This window comes from Streptomyces sp. SPB074 (assembly GCF_000154905.1).
Taxonomy (GTDB): Bacteria; Actinomycetota; Actinomycetes; order Streptomycetales; family Streptomycetaceae; genus Streptomyces.
Window position 1 is genome coordinate 6375929 of record NZ_GG770539.1, and the last position, 12852, is coordinate 6388780.

Annotated in this window: 12 protein-coding genes and 3 pseudogenes; 9 read left to right on the plus strand and 6 right to left on the minus strand. The window is 71.4% G+C overall.

All coding sequences use genetic code 11. The annotated features are described in order from the left end of the window. Positions 1 to 113: 113 nt before the first annotated feature. Both SSBG_RS27230 and SSBG_RS27235 read right to left on the minus strand, forming a co-directional pair. A complete protein-coding gene (locus SSBG_RS27230) occupies positions 114 to 842 on the minus strand; it encodes a type 1 glutamine amidotransferase (RefSeq protein WP_007829796.1) in 729 nt (242 codons plus the stop codon). Positions 843 to 868: 26 nt separating this feature from the next. Then, positions 869 to 2107: a MurT ligase domain-containing protein gene (locus SSBG_RS27235; RefSeq protein ID WP_008749274.1), complete on the minus strand. Its 1239-nt coding sequence runs from the start codon at positions 2105 to 2107 to the stop codon at positions 869 to 871. Between the two features lie 211 nt (positions 2108 to 2318). Here SSBG_RS27235 and def point away from each other — a divergent pair, with 211 nt between their 5' ends. Beyond that, the gene (gene def / locus SSBG_RS27240; protein WP_037870758.1) at positions 2319 to 2870 is read left to right on the plus strand and encodes a peptide deformylase; all 552 of its coding nucleotides are present in this window, start codon (positions 2319 to 2321) and stop codon (positions 2868 to 2870) included. 156 nt (positions 2871 to 3026) lie between these two features. On the opposite strand, the gene SSBG_RS27245 is transcribed toward def, so the two are convergent. Next, on the minus strand, positions 3027 to 3704 hold the full coding sequence (locus tag SSBG_RS27245; protein ID WP_008749276.1) for a TetR family transcriptional regulator: 678 nt from the start codon (positions 3702 to 3704) through the stop codon (positions 3027 to 3029). Positions 3705 to 3903: 199 nt separating this feature from the next. On the opposite strand from SSBG_RS27245, the gene SSBG_RS27250 reads away from it, so the two are divergent. From SSBG_RS27250 to SSBG_RS31795, 4 genes are all read left to right on the plus strand, one after another. Further along, a complete protein-coding gene (locus SSBG_RS27250; RefSeq protein WP_008749277.1) occupies positions 3904 to 5133 on the plus strand; it encodes an acyl-CoA dehydrogenase family protein in 1230 nt (409 codons plus the stop codon). Between the two features lie 223 nt (positions 5134 to 5356). Continuing rightward, positions 5357 to 5917, plus strand: coding sequence for a hypothetical protein (locus SSBG_RS27255; protein ID WP_037870759.1), 561 nt, complete (start codon positions 5357 to 5359; stop codon positions 5915 to 5917). 429 nt (positions 5918 to 6346) lie between these two features. Then, entirely contained in the window at positions 6347 to 7282 is a 936-nt protein-coding gene (locus tag SSBG_RS27260; RefSeq protein ID WP_008744639.1) for a transposase family protein, read from the plus strand. 124 nt (positions 7283 to 7406) lie between these two features. Then, a protein-coding gene (locus tag SSBG_RS31795) for an IS5 family transposase (protein WP_086023117.1) occupies positions 7407 to 8215 on the plus strand; the annotation gives its coding sequence in 2 pieces (ribosomal slippage) (positions 7407 to 7746 and positions 7746 to 8215; 810 coding nt in all). A gap of 5 nt (positions 8216 to 8220) precedes the next feature. Here SSBG_RS31795 and SSBG_RS27270 read toward each other — a convergent pair. Both SSBG_RS27270 and SSBG_RS27275 read right to left on the minus strand, forming a co-directional pair. After that, positions 8221 to 8598 carry a DUF6896 domain-containing protein gene (locus tag SSBG_RS27270; RefSeq protein ID WP_234010658.1) on the minus strand — a complete coding sequence of 126 codons (378 nt, stop codon included), beginning with the start codon at positions 8596 to 8598 and terminating at the stop codon, positions 8221 to 8223. 174 nt (positions 8599 to 8772) lie between these two features. After that, a pseudogene (locus SSBG_RS27275) lies at positions 8773 to 9186 on the minus strand (transposase family protein); the annotation flags it as partial. A 70-nt stretch (positions 9187 to 9256) separates the two neighbouring features. On the opposite strand from SSBG_RS27275, the gene SSBG_RS27285 reads away from it, so the two are divergent. After that, a protein-coding gene (locus SSBG_RS27285; RefSeq protein WP_086023026.1) for an IS3 family transposase occupies positions 9257 to 10467 on the plus strand; the annotation gives its coding sequence in 2 pieces (ribosomal slippage) (positions 9257 to 9548 and positions 9548 to 10467; 1212 coding nt in all). Between the two features lie 27 nt (positions 10468 to 10494). On the opposite strand, the pseudogene SSBG_RS27290 reads toward SSBG_RS27285, so the two are convergent. Then, positions 10495 to 11019: pseudogene (locus SSBG_RS27290) on the minus strand (helix-turn-helix domain-containing protein); the annotation flags it as partial. 167 nt (positions 11020 to 11186) lie between these two features. Here SSBG_RS27290 and SSBG_RS35525 point away from each other — a divergent pair. The 3 genes and pseudogenes from SSBG_RS35525 to SSBG_RS27300 all read left to right on the plus strand — a co-directional run. After that, positions 11187 to 11393, plus strand: a pseudogene (locus tag SSBG_RS35525) (aldehyde dehydrogenase family protein); the annotation flags it as partial. A gap of 112 nt (positions 11394 to 11505) precedes the next feature. Then, positions 11506 to 12564: an aldehyde dehydrogenase family protein gene (locus SSBG_RS27295; RefSeq protein WP_267880275.1), complete on the plus strand. Its 1059-nt coding sequence runs from the start codon at positions 11506 to 11508 to the stop codon at positions 12562 to 12564. Next, on the plus strand, positions 12561 to 12852 hold a 292-nt coding region (locus SSBG_RS27300), incomplete at its 3' end, for an ATP-binding cassette domain-containing protein (protein ID WP_037870761.1). The genes SSBG_RS27295 and SSBG_RS27300, both read left to right, overlap by 4 nt.

Consider the following 12852-nt stretch of genomic DNA (forward strand, 5'->3'; position numbering starts at 1 on the left):
AAAAAAAAAAAAAAAAAAAAAAGAAATAAAAAGAGCGCGTTCTAACAACGGATGAAAGAGATGAAGGAGGTTGAGAATTATGACCTGAACCGGAACCCCGCACGCACGTCGGACTATTCGGGCCGGGTCGCGGCAGCGATCCGCTCGTCCCGGAGGGCTTCGTACCACTGGTCGTTGACCGGCGGCAGCGCGTTGACGTCCAGCGCCAGCTTGAGCAGCAGGTCCGCGATCTGCGGGTTCCGCGCCATGACGGGCCCGTGCATGTACGTTCCGAAGACCGTGTCGTTGAACGCGCCCTCGGTGCCGTCCCCGGTCCCGTTGCCCTTGCCGAGCCGGGTCCGCGCGAAGGGCCGCGCGGTGGGGCCGAGGTGGGTCACGCCCTGGTGGTTCTCGAAGCCGGTCAGCGGCGGCAGGCCGAGCCGGGGGTCGATGTCGGCGAGCACGTCGCCCACGCACCGCTCGCCCTCGCCCCGCACCGAGACCACGTCGAGCAGCCCGAGGCCCGGCTCCCGCTGCCCGAGGTCGTTGACGAACTCGTGCCCGAGGATCTGGTACCCGGCGCACACCGAGAAGACGATCGCCCCGTTGCCCACCGCGCGCTGGAGCCCGCCGTCGCGGCGCAGCCGTTCGGCCGCGAGCCGCTGCGGGCGGTCCTCGCCGCCGCCGATGAGGTAGATGTCGCCCGAGGTCGGCACCGGCTGGTCGCTCCGCACGTCCACGCGCGTGACGCCGAGGCCGCGCTGCCGCGCCCTGCGCTCGACCACGAGGGCGTTGCCCTGGTCGCCGTACGTGCTCAGCAGGTCCGGGTAGATCCAGACCAGGCGAAGACTGTTGTCGCTCATATCCCTGTCCCTTCTCACTGGTCCGGTCAGTTCCCCACGCGTCGGCGCAAGTCCTGGAACGCCGTGTAGTTGGCGATCGCCTCGATACGCCCCGGCGGGGCCATGCGCACCGCCTCGTCCACGGTCTCGCAGACCCGGAAGTCGAGATTGGCCACTTCGAGACGGACCGCGAGATCGAGCTTGCGGTCGCCGATGACGAAGAGGGGATGCCCGGCGAGCCGCGTGTAGTCCACGTCCCAGAGCCAGGAGGTGTCGGTGCCGTCCGCGCCGCGCGCGTTGACCGACAGGAGCACGGGAGTCGGCGGCGGATCGATGAGCGAGAACGTCTCCAGCCAGCCGGCCGGGTTCTTCGCGAGCAGGAGCCGCAGGTCACGGCCCTGGAACTGGACCGTGTCATAGCGTCCGGCGACCGCCTGCACCTGCCACATGCGCTCCAGGGCCACCTGCGGCGGCACCCCGAAGACGGCGGCGACGGCGGCGGAGGTCGCCGCGTTGGCGCGGTTGGCGCGGCCGGGGAGCTGGAGGTGGATGGGCCAGGCCGAGCCGTGCGGGTCGAGGACGTGCTCCCCGGACAGGGCCCAGCTCGCGGCGGGACGGCGGAATCCGCACTCGCCGCAGAACCAGTCGTCGCCCGGGCGCTGCATGACACCGCCGCAGGAGGGGCACGACCAGGCGTCGTCCTTCCACTCCTGACCGGCCGCCACCCAGATGACGTGCGGCGACGAGGAGGCCGCCCACACCACGAGCGGGTCGTCCGCGTTGGCGACGACGACGGCCTTGCTGCCCGCGAGCCCCTCGCGCCAGCGCTCGGCGAGCATCCGGGTCTCCGCGGCGCGGTCGAGCTGGTCGCGCGAGAGGTTGAGCAGCGCGATCGCCTTCGGCTCGACGTCCCGCGCGACACCCGCGAGGTACTTCTCGTCCACCTCGATCACGCCGTAGCGCGCGTCGGAGCCCCCGGCGAGCGCCGAGGTGATCCCGGCGGGCATGTTGGCGCCGAGCGCGTTGGAGACCACGGGGCCCGCGGCGCGCAGGGCCTCGGCGATGAGCCGGGTCGTGGTGGTCTTGCCGTTGGTCGCGGAGACCAGTACGACGTCGAGGTGCGTCGCGAGCCGGGCGAGCAGGTCCGGTTCGAGCCGGAGAGCCACCTTGCCGCCGATCACCGATCCGCTGCCGCGCCCCGCCGCTCGGGACACCGCCGCGGCGGCCTTGCCCGCCGTCACGGCCAGTTTGGCCCGTGCCGACAGCGGCTCCGAGTTGGCTGTCATCGTCCTCGCTCCTCCTTCGCTTCCGCCGCGTCCGGCGCCCGCGACCGCCCCGGGCCACTCCGGCCCGCGCCGTGGTGCGGTGCTCCTCCCGCGCGCCGCACTGTGGCGGGGAGGGATTCGTCGGGTGCAGCCTACCGAGATCCCCCGCGCGGCCTGAACCGCACACCGCGCCTTGCCTGGGAAGAGGCGCGGGACCGTAGGCTGTCCGCTCATGCGACGACGTCCCATCCCGGGCAGTTCCGGACAGGTCCGGCCCCTCAGCCTCCACGGCGCCCCCGTGCTCACGACTCCCGCGCGCGAGAGCGGTGACTTCGGCCCGCGGCTGGAAAAGCTCGTCGAGGATCTTTTCGCGACGATGTACGCCGCCCGGGGGGTCGGGCTGGCGGCGCCCCAGATCGGCGAGGGCGTACGGCTCTTCGTGTACGACTGCCCCGACGACGAGGACGAGCGCCACCTCGGACACCTCGTCAACCCGCGCCTCGTGGAGGTGGACGGACCCCTCGTGCGCGGCCCCGAGGGCTGCCTGTCCCTGCCGGGCCTCGAAGCGGCGACGCCGCGCTTCGACCGCGCGGTGGTCGAGGGGCGCACGGCGGACGGGACACGCCGCCGCGTCGAGGGCACCGGCTTCTTCGCCCGCTGCCTCCAGCACGAGTACGACCACCTGGAGGGCGGTCTCTACGTGGACCGCCTCGACCCGCGCCGCAGGCGCAAGGTCCTGCGCGAGGCGGGCCGCACGACGTGGGGGAGGGCGGCGGGCCTGTAGACGAGGCGGTGGGCCCGGAGAAGCGGGACGTCGCGGCGGGAAGGCGGCGGAGGCGGAGCGCGGGGGAGGACGGCGCGTCCCGCGAGGCGCGCCGCCGCTCAGCACGTCCCGCGAGGTGCGCCGCCGCTCAGCGCGTCCCGCGAGGCGCGCCGCCGCTCAGAAGCGCGGTCCGTCCTCGCCCCGGTCGGGGACCTCGCCGAGCATCCCCCACAGCAGCTCGGTCAGATCCTCCACCAGCTCCTCGCGCGCGCAGGGGCGTTCGGCCAGCCACCAGTCGCCCGCCGCATGCATCATGCCGACGATGCCGTGGCCCCAGACCCGGGCCCTGCGGGTGCCGCCCGGCCCCGGGTCGACCCGCTCGGCGATGACTCCGGCCAGCTCCTCGCCCAGGCGGCGCAGCAGCGGCGCGGAGTGGCGGCCGACGTCGAAGCCCGCGCCCTCGGGCGTCGGGGCGTCCTCGGCGGGGTGCATGAGGAAGCGGTAGACCTGGGGCCGGGCCTCGATCGCCGCGAGGTAGGTGTCGAGCGTGCGGCGCACGCGCTCCCTGCGGGTCTCGGCGGGGGCGTCGAGCGCCTGGCGCAGCGCGGCGAGCAGCGCGTCCGTGTGCCGGGTCGCGAGGGCCCGGTAGAGGCCGCCCTTGTCGCCGAAGTGCCGGTAGAGGATGGGCTTGGTGATCCCGGCCTCGGCGGCGATCGCGTTCATCGAGGCGCCGGGGCCCTCGCGGAGCACCACGCGGTCGGCCGCCTCCAGGAGTTCGCGCCTGCGCAGCGCCGCCGTCCGCTGCTGTGCCGTACGCTGCCGCGCGGCACGGCCCTTCGTGCCCGTGCTCTCCACAACGAATCTCCCCGCCCGTGCCGTCTCCGTGCCGTCTTCCGCGCGCCGGACCAGGCGTGACGGCCCCGCGCACCGCGCAACGTAACACCCGCGCGCGAGGCCCGTCGGGGACGAGCGACCCGGTTGACACGCCCTACCGGCCGGTAACAGACTCGGGTTACTTGAGGTAACAGCATTCGTCACGCGGGAGGGGCCGGTCATGGCCGAGTTCACGATGGATCTCAACGAGGAGCAGCGGGAGATCCGCGACTGGCTGCACGGCTTCGCCGCCGACGTCATCAGGCCCGCCGCCGCCGAGTGGGACGAGCGCGAGGAGACGCCCTGGCCGGTGATCCAGGAGGCGGCGAAACTGGGCATCTACTCGCTGGACTTCTACGCCCAGCAGTTCTTCGACCCCACCGGCCTCGGCATCCCGCTGACGATGGAGGAGCTGTTCTGGGGCGACGCGGGCATCGGCCTGTCGATCGTCGGCACGGGCCTCGCGGCCGTCGGCGTCCTCGCCAACGGCACCGAGGAGCAGATCGGCACATGGGTGCCGCAGATGTACGGGACGCCCGACGACGTCAAGGTCGCGGCCTTCTGCTCCTCGGAGCCCGACGCGGGCTCGGACGTGGCGGGGATGCGGACCCGCGCGGTCTACGACGAGGCGAAGGACGAATGGGTGCTGAACGGCACCAAGACCTGGGCGACCAACGGCGGCATAGCCGACGTCCACGTCGTGGTCGCCGTGGTGGACCCCGATCTCGGCTCCAAGGGGCACGCCTCCTTCATCGTCCCGCCCGGCACCAAGGGCCTCTCCCAGGGGCAGAAGTTCAAGAAGCACGGCATCCGCGCCTCGCACACCGCCGAGGTCGTCCTCGACGACGCGCGCGTGCCCGGGCACTGCCTGCTCGGCGGCAAGGAGAAGCTCGACCAGCGCCTCGCGCGGGCCCGCGAGCGGGCGAGGGCGGAGGGCGGCGAACGGATCAAGAACGCGGCGATGGCGACCTTCGAGGCGTCCCGCCCGGCGGTCGGCGCGATGGCGGTCGGCACCGCCCGGGCCGCGTACGAGGTGGCGCTGGAGTACGCGCGCACCCGCACCCAGTTCGGCCGCCCCATCATCGACAACCAGGGCATCGCCTTCCAGCTCGCCGACATGCGCACCCGCATCGACGCCGCCCGCCTCCTGGTGTGGCGCGCCTCCTGGATGGCCGCGACCGGCAAGCCCTTCACCTCGGCCGAGGGCTCGATGTCCAAGCTCTTCGCGAGCGAGACGGCGAAGCAGGTCAGCGCGCAGGCGATCCAGATCCTCGGCGGCAACGGCTACACGCGCGAGTACCCGGTGGAGCGGATGCACAGGGACAGCGCGATCTACACCATCTTCGAGGGGACGAGCGAGATCCAGCGCCTTGTCATCGCGCGCACCCTCGCGGGGGTCCCGATCCGCTGAGGCGCCCGCTCCCCGGTGACGGGAACGCGTGGCGGGGCGGGCGGCCGACGGCAAAAACCCGTGGCGGGGCGTGCGGCCGACGGCGGAATCCGTGGCGGTCCCCGCGGCTTGCCCACGGAAATCCGTGGCGGGGCTCGCGGCCCGGCTGACATCATCGCCCCGGCGCGGACGGTCCGTGCCGGGGCGCGGTCGTGCCCCGCTCGTCCCGCCGCCGGAGCCCCTCGTGCACAAGATCCCGACCCTCTTCGCCCGCGACCCGGAGAACCGCAAGCGGCTGCTGCCCGAGGTCGCGTCGGAGTGCGCGTGGGTCGTGGCGGGCGAGGGCGTGGCGACCCGCAAGTACGACGGCACCTGCGTCCTGCGCGACGGGGCGGGGGAGTGGTGGGCGCGCCGGGAGGTGCGCCCCGGGCGGCTCGCGCCTCCCGGCTACCTGGCGATCAGCACGGACGCCGTCACGGGCAAGGCGATGGGCTGGGAGCCCATGAGCGGATCGACGTTCCTGCGCTTCCACACGGAGGCCCTCGCGGGGGCCGGCGCGGACCTCGCCCCCGGCACGTACGAGCTGGTCGGGCCCAAGGCCAACGGGAACCCCGAGCGTGTCGCGCGCCACACGCTGCTGCGGCACGGCTGGATGGCCCCGGAGGTCGCGGCGGACTTCGCGACGGCGCCCCGCGACTTCGCCGCTCTGCGCGCCTGGGTCACGGCCCGTTCCTACGAGGGCGTCGTGTGGCACCACCCGGACGGCCGGAAGGCGAAGCTCAAGGCGCGGGACTTCGGGGCCTGACCCGGGTCGCGCGCTCGGACCGTGTGGACCGGCCCTCGCTCGGGCGCGGGACGGCGGGCGCGGCCAAAGCGGCGCTCGTGCGACGAGAGCGGGCAAAGGGCGACCCCTGCCGGACGGGGGGACCGGCAGGGGTCGCGGTGGGAGGGGCAGCGAGGGGGGGGGATTCGCGCCTCGCCTCCCACAGAGGTGAACGCTAGAGCATCGGCCCGTGTTCCCGCGCTCTTTCCGGCCCCGAACGCCGCGCGCCGCCGGGTTTTCTCGCGGGAGCGCTCCCGCTCACGAGCGGGAGGATCAGCGGCGTGCGGGGCCGCCGGAGCCCGGGCGGGGGACCGGCCCGCCTGTGGCCGGTCTTTGCCGTGAATTTGTCAAAACTGTTGACTAACGAGCTGGTGCGTGATTGCGGTTGGGGAGGGATCGCGCGAGGGTGGGATGATCCAGTCCGTGGTGATCACGGTCGACCGGAACGTTCTCGCGCATCAGCTGTTCACCGGTGTCTCCCGGCAGCATCTGGCTTGCCTGGTCGAGGAGTTGGCTGGCCCGTGGCAGGCCATGATTGAGGGGCGTCGTCACGAGGCTCGCGGCGGGGCCAGGAAACGTGAGGCGGGGGCCGGTGCCCGGCATCGGCTGGTGTTCGTCGACCGGCTGGTCGTCACGCTGATTCACCTGCGGCACGATCTCCCGCACTCCGTCCTGGCCCTGTTGTCCGGTGTCGACCGTTCCACCGTTACCCGCGCGGTCGGAGAGATGCGCGGGCTCCTGGCCGAACGCGGATGCGCGGTCCCTGACCGTCCTGGCCTGCGGCTTCGGACCCTGGCGGATGTGTTCGCCTACGCCCAGGCCGAGGGCATCGAGCTGCGGCTGGATGCCACCGAGATCCAGGTCCGCCGGCCCGCAGCCGGCCGCGGCGGACGCCGGGCGTTCGTCTCGGGCAAGAAGAAGCAGAACACGATGAAGGCCACTGTCGTTGCCGACCATCAGGGCCGCACTCTCTGGACCGACGCCCTGCGGCCAGGCCGGATGCACGATGCGACCGCCACACGCAACGAAGGTATCGGAACCTGTTTCCAGCACTTCCCGGACGTGGAAGTGCTTCTGGACGACGGCTACCTCGGTCTCCGGCGTGATCACCCCGGCCAGGCGATCACACCGCCCAGAAAACCAAACAAGATCGCTTTGCCGCACGTGCACGCCGCCAGAGAAGAGGCCCGGCACCGACACTCATCGAAGCGCATCACCGTCGAGCACGCGCTTGCCGACCACAAACGCTGGAAACAGCTGACCCGCTGGACGCACCGGCGAGAGGCCCTGCCCGACACCTACCGGGCCATCGCCGGCCTCGTCTCCGACCGAACCGCCAACGCGTAACCACGCCCCTGATCAGGCAAACACGCCTCAACCGCAATCACGCACCAGTTCGTAACTGATCGTTTCAGAATGAGTTGAGCCGTGGGTCTTGCGTTCGAGGATCTTGGTCGGCAGGGTGTCCGGCGTGCGTGCTGATCTTGTTTCTGATGGCCTGTGGGAGCGGGTGGCCCCGCTGCTGCCGCCCGCCCCCGAACGGCGCCATCGCCACCCGGGGCGGCTGCGTGTTCCCGATCGGGTGGCGCTCGCCGGCGTCCTGTATGTGCTGCGGACCGGTGTCGCGTGGCGGGACGTCCCCGCGGAGGCAGTGGGCTGTTCTGGGGTGACGGCCTGGCGCCGACTGCGGGACTGGACCGAGGCTGGTGTCTGGCCGCGCCTGCACGCCTCCTTGTTGACCGAGCTTCGTCGCGCGGGCCCGCTGGACCCGGATGACTGCTCCGTGGACGGATCGCACGTCCGGGCGCTGAAAGGGGGGACCACGTCGGGCCCTCGCCCGTCGACCGGGCCCGCTCTGGCTCGAAGCACCACCTGATCGTCGACCGTCACGGAACCCCGCTCGCCGTCACGCTCACCGGTGGCAACCGGCACGATGTCACCCAGCTCCTGCCCCTGCTCGACGCCGTTCCGTCCCTTCGGGGTCTGCGGGGGCGTCCCCGCCGCGGGCCCCGGCGCCTGTACGCCGACCGGGGCTACGACTTCGACAAGTACCGCCGCCTGCTGTGGAAACGCGGCATCAAGCCGATGATCGCCCGACGCGGCGTCGCTCACGGCTCCGGACTGGGCAAGGTGCGCTGGGTCGTCGAGCGTGCCTTCGCCTGGCTGCACCAGTTCAAACGGCTCCGCACCCGCTACGAACGACGCGCCGATCTCCACCAGGGCCTGCTCGAACTTGCCTGCAGCCTCATATGTCTGCGCCGCCTGCGCACCTCATCCTGAAGCGATCAGCCAGCGACACTGAACCATCCCGGTCGCACCTCGGTCAGAGAAAGCGGTTGAAGGGACCGCACGGCGGTCCGCGGGTGCTGATCCGTGACGTCAAGAGGCTCAGGCAGGCTCAGCCCGTACCAGCGCAGCCGCCAGAGGTCGAAGATCTCGCTCCCGTCGGGTGCGAAGTCGACATCGACCTCGATGCCGTCGTCACTGACGAAGCGGCACCCGGCCCCATGAACCGAGTAGGAGTAGGTGCCGACCCGCCCACTCCGGTTGATGATCCGGTGCGAACGGACCAGGCCGAGGACATCTGCGAGTCGCTCAATCGAAGGGATCGCCGCCCTGATGGCCGCGTGCACTGTGTTCAGAGCGTCGACGTAACCAAGCACGAGCCCTCGTGCATCCCCAACCCGTTCCATACGGCGTCATCCCCCCTGAGCCCGTGGTCGAAGGGGATTGTTCCATGGGCCGCCAGCGTCTCCGCAGGGCGGCATTCTGAAACGATCAGTAACGAACTGGTGCGTGATTGCGGTTGAGGCGTGTTTGCCTGATCAGGGGCGTGGTTACGCGTTGGCGGTTCGGTCGGAGACGAGGCCGGCGATGGCCCGGTAGGTGTCGGGCAGGGCCTCTCGCCGGTGCGTCCAGCGGGTCAGCTGTTTCCAGCGTTTGTGGTCGGCAAGCGCGTGCTCGACGGTGATGCGCTTCGATGAGTGTCGGTGCCGGGCCTCTTCTCTGGCGGCGTGCACGTGCGGCAAAGCGATCTTGTTTGGTTTTCTGGGCGGTGTGATCGCCTGGCCGGGGTGATCACGCCGGAGACCGAGGTAGCCGTCGTCCAGAAGCACTTCCACGTCCGGGAAGTGCTGGAAACAGGTTCCGATACCTTCGTTGCGTGTGGCGGTCGCATCGTGCATCCGGCCTGGCCGCAGGGCGTCGGTCCAGAGAGTGCGGCCCTGATGGTCGGCAACGACAGTGGCCTTCGGGCCCTGACCCTGGAGTTTGGACACCGGAGAGACTTGGATCTTGATGGTCCAGGAGAACGGAGTCCCTGTGGGGATGAAGCATTACCCCGCCGAGTTCAAGGCGGACGCGGTCGCGTTGTACCGGTCGCGTCCGGGAGCGACGATCAAGTCGGTCGCCGCCGATCTCGGAGTGAACACCGAGACGCTGCGGAACTGGATCCGGGCCGCCGACGGACGCCGCGCCGGTGCCCATTCCGCCCCCGCAACGGCACCGCAGCCTGCCGGTGACCCGGTTCAGGCGGAGCTGGCCGCCGCGCGCAAGAGGATCCGCGAGCTGGAGGAAGAACGCGACATCCTCCGCAAGGCGGCCCGGTATTTCGCGACGGAGACGCGCTGGTGAACCGCTGCCAGTTCGTTGAGGATCACCAGCGCCGATACGGCGTGAAGCGGCTCTGCGACATTCTCGGGATCGCCCGCTCGAGTTTCTATTACTGGCGTCGCACCGCCCCGGCTCGCATGGCCCGTCAGGCCGCTGACGACCGGCTCGCGGCCCGGATACGCAAGGCCCACAAGGAGTCCGACGGCACCTACGGAGTCCCGAGGATCACTGCCGAGCTCCGCGACGAGGGCGGCCAGGCGGTCAACCACAAGCGCGTTGCCAGGATCATGCGGACCATCGGCCTCGAAGGGGTCCGTCTGCGGCGCCGGCACCGCACCACCATCGCCGACCCGGCCACCGCGAAGGCCCCGGACCTGATCGGCCGCGACTTCACCGCGAAGGAGATCAACACCAAGTACGTCGGTGACATCACCTACTTGAGCGTCGGCGGCGGACGGTTCTGCTATCTCGCGACAGTGATCGACCTGTGCTCGCGCCGCCTGGCAGGCTGGGCGATCGCCGACCACATGCGCACCGAGCTCGTCATCGACGCCCTCGCCGCCGCGGAACGGACCCGCGGCAGTCTGAACGGGGCGATCATGCACACCGATCACGGAGCCCAGTACACCAGCGGGGCCTTCGCGGACGCCTGCCGCCGGGCCGGTGTCCTGCAGAGCATGAGCGCCGTCGGGTCCAGCGCGGACAACGCCGCCGCCGAATCGTTCAACGCCAGCTTTAAAAGGGAGACGTTGAAGGGCCGAAAGGGCTGGTCAAGCGAGCGCGAGGCACGACTCGACGCCTTCCACTGGCTGTCCCGCTACAACACCCGACGCCGTCATTCCCGGCTCGGCCAGCGAGCCCCGATCACCTACGAGATCACCGTCCACCCAACCTCAACTACCCTGGCCCGAGCCGCATAGACGTGTTCAAACTCCAGGGTCAAGGCCCTTCATCGTGTTCTGCTTCTTCTTGCCCGAGACGAACGCCCGGCGTCCGCCGCGGCCGGCCGCGGGCCGGCGGACCTGGATCTCGGTGGCATCCAGCCGCAGCTCGATGCCCTCGGCCTGGGCGTAGGCGAACACATCCGCCAGGGTCCGAAGCCGCAGGCCAGGACGGTCAGGGACCGCGCATCCGCGTTCGGCCAGGAGCCCGCGCATCTCTCCGACCGCGCGGGTAACGGTGGAACGGTCGACACCGGACAACAGGGCCAGGACGGAGTGCGGGAGATCGTGCCGCAGGTGAATCAGCGTGACGACCAGCCGGTCGACGAACACCAGCCGATGCCGGGCACCGGCCCCCGCCTCACGTTTCCTGGCCCCGCCGCGAGCCTCGTGACGACGCCCCTCAATCATGGCCTGCCACGGGCCAGCCAACTCCTCGACCAGGCAAGCCAGATGCTGCCGGGAGACACCGGTGAACAGCTGATGCGCGAGAACGTTCCGGTCGACCGTGATCACCACGGACTGGATCATCCCACCCTCGCGCGATCCCTCCCCAACCGCAATCACGCACCAGCTCGTAATTGGGGTCGACGGAGCCAGCATCACGTCACTTCCGGAGAGTCGTCCCAGCCGTATCGTCCAGGGTCGAGGCCGCACAGGAGAGCCGACGTGTGACGTCCCGCAGCACTGTCCTGCCCGTGCGCAATCCAGGTACCGGGGAACACCTCGGTGAGATCGAGGACACCACCCCCGACCAGATCGAAGAGGCTGTGCGCCGTGCCCGCGAGGGTGCCTGCGCCATGGCCGCGCTGCCCGCCCACGAGCGGGCCCGCCTGCTGCACGCGGTGGCGGCCGCGATCGAGGCCGAACTGGCCCCGCTCGCCCGGCTGCTCGCCGCCGAGAACGGCAAGCCCCTCGCCCAGACGGTGGAGGAAGTCCGCGCGGCGGCGCGGATCTTCCGGGGGGTACGCGGGCGAGGCCACCCGGCTGCTCGGCCGGCAGATCCCGCTCGACACCGTGCCCGGGCTCGAACACCACCTCGCGGTCACCCGCCGCGTCCCGCTCGGCGTCGTCGCCGCGCTCGTGCCGTTCAACTACCCGGTCGAGCTCTACGCGCACAAGGCCGCCGCCGCGCTCGCCGCCGGGAACGCCGTCCTCGTCCACCCGCCCGTGCGCTGCCCGCTGGCCCTCCTGCGCGTCACCGCGCTCGTGGAGGCCGCGGGCTTCCCGCCGCACGCGCACCAGACCGTGACCGGCGGCGTGCACGTCTCGCAGGCGCTCGCCAGCCTGCCGGGCGTCGACGCCGTGAGCCTCACGGGCTCGACGGCCGCCGGGCGCGAGATCGCGCGCCGCGCGGCGGACACCCTCAAGCGCGTGCACCTCGAACTCGGCGGCAACGACGCCCTGTTCGTCTGCGCCGACGCCGACGTGGAGGCCGCGGCCGAAGCCGTCGTGCTCGGCCGGCTCGCGCGCGGAAACGGCCAGATCTGCTGCGCCGTCAAACGCGTCTACGTGGACCGCGCCGTGCACGCCGACTTCACCGAGGCCCTGCTCGCGAAGGCGGGCGGGCTCACCGTGGGCGACCAGCTCGCCGACGGCACCGACATCGGCCCGCTCATCACCGCCGAAGCGGCGGCCCGCGTCGGCGAGGCCGTCGACGCGCTCGTGGCGGACGGGGCCCGGCTCGCGCTCGGCGGCAAGCGCGAGGGCGCCTTCCACGGCCCGGCCGTCCTCCTCGACGTGCCCGAGAACTCGCCCACGCTGCGCGAGGAGATCTTCGGGCCCGTCGCCCCCGTCGCCGTCTTCGACGACCCCTTCGCGGCCGTGCGCCTCGCCAACGAGTCCCCCTACGGCCTCCAGGCCGCCGTCCTCACGCGCGACGTGGAACGGGCGCTCCGGCTCGCCGACGCGCTCGACGTCGGCGGAGTCGTCGTCAACGGCTCCACGGCCCTGCGCGCCGAGAACCTGCCCTTCGGCGGCCCGCGCGACACCGGCGGCTCGGCCGAGGGACTGCATGACACGGCACGGGAGTTCAGCAGGGAGAAAACGGTGATCCTGACGGGAGCCCTCGGATGAGCCCCGCGGGCAAGGGCCCGGCCGGGACCGGCGCCGACGCGGCAGGGGCACCGGCCGCCCTCGAATTCCGCGCCGTGCGCAAGAGGTACGGCCCCACCGAGGTGCTGCACGGCATCGACCTGCGCGGCGGGCGCGGCGAGGTCCTCGCCGTCGTCGGCGCCAACGGCGCCGGCAAGTCCACGCTCATCAAGATCCTCGCCGGTGCCGAGGCGCTCAGCTCCGGCGAACTCCTGGTGGACGGTGAAGGGTGCCGTGACCCTGCGCTCCCCGCACGACGCGCACCGGCAT

Coding starts and splice junctions, on each gene's coding strand:
- def (WP_037870758.1), top strand. CDS start 2,319: ATGCGACGACGTCCCATCCCGGGCAGTTCCGGACAGGTCCGGCCCCTC.
- SSBG_RS27230 (WP_007829796.1), bottom strand. CDS start 842: ATGAGCGACAACAGTCTTCGCCTGGTCTGGATCTACCCGGACCTGCTG.
- SSBG_RS27250 (WP_008749277.1), top strand. CDS start 3,904: ATGGCCGAGTTCACGATGGATCTCAACGAGGAGCAGCGGGAGATCCGC.
- SSBG_RS27260 (WP_008744639.1), top strand. CDS start 6,347: ATGATCCAGTCCGTGGTGATCACGGTCGACCGGAACGTTCTCGCGCAT.
- SSBG_RS27235 (WP_008749274.1), bottom strand. CDS start 2,107: ATGACAGCCAACTCGGAGCCGCTGTCGGCACGGGCCAAACTGGCCGTG.